The following is an 836-nucleotide window of genomic DNA, read 5'->3' as shown; positions in this document are numbered from 1 at the left end:
TCGGTCAGGGCGACGCCTCGGTGCTGCGCGCCCGTGAGGCACTCGGACCCGACGCGTTGATCGGCCTCACCGCCAACACCGCCGCGCACCTCGACGCGCTGCGGGCCCTCCCAGCCGGGACGGTCGACTACCTCGGGGTCGGCGTCATCCGTCCCACCTTCACGAAGCCGGATCACCCCGTCCCGCTGGGCGTGGAGGGATTTCGCGACTTCGCCAGGCGCAGCGCACTCCCGTGCGTGGCGATCGGCGGTGTCCACATCGACGACACCGAGGCCCTTCGCGATGCCGGTGCGGCGGGGGTGGCCGTGGTCTCGGCGCTGTGTGCCGCCGACGATCCGGCCGCCGTAGCGACGCGGTTCCTGCGGCGCTGGCGCTCCGGGGGTGTACCGCGAGTGCTCAGCATCGCCGGGAGCGACCCGTCCGGAGGTGCGGGCATCCAGGCCGACCTCAAGTCCATCGCCGCGAACGGCGGGTACGGGATGGCTGTGCTCACGGCGCTGACCGCGCAGAACACGCAGGGCGTGCGCGCTGTGCACGTGCCGCCGGTCGACTTCCTCCGCGCGCAGCTCGATGCCGTGTCGGACGACATCGTGATCGACGCCGTGAAGATCGGGATGCTCGCCGACGCCGAGGTCATCCGCGCAGTGGGGGCGTGGCTCGACCGCGTGCGCCCGCCTGTCGTGGTGCTCGATCCCGTCATGGTCGCGACCTCCGGCGACCGGCTGCTGGATCCGGAGGCGGAGCGGGCACTGCACGGACTCCTCGCGCGGGCGACTCTGGTCACTCCGAATCTCGCCGAACTCGCGGTGCTCGCCGGTCGGGAGATCGCCGACTGG

The 836-nt window shown here is 72.5% G+C and carries 1 protein-coding gene; it reads left to right on the top strand.

Annotation, left to right across the window (positions count from 1 at the left end):
- A partial coding sequence (locus DSP71_RS24020) for a bifunctional hydroxymethylpyrimidine kinase/phosphomethylpyrimidine kinase (protein WP_258546475.1) occupies positions 1 to 836 on the top strand: 836 nt, incomplete at both ends.

Source organism: Microbacterium sp. H6 (assembly GCF_003314775.1).
Taxonomy (GTDB): Bacteria; Actinomycetota; Actinomycetes; order Actinomycetales; family Microbacteriaceae; genus Microbacterium; species Microbacterium oxydans.
The sequence above is the reverse complement of the archived record's forward strand: the minus strand, read 5'-3'. Positions and strand labels throughout refer to the sequence as shown.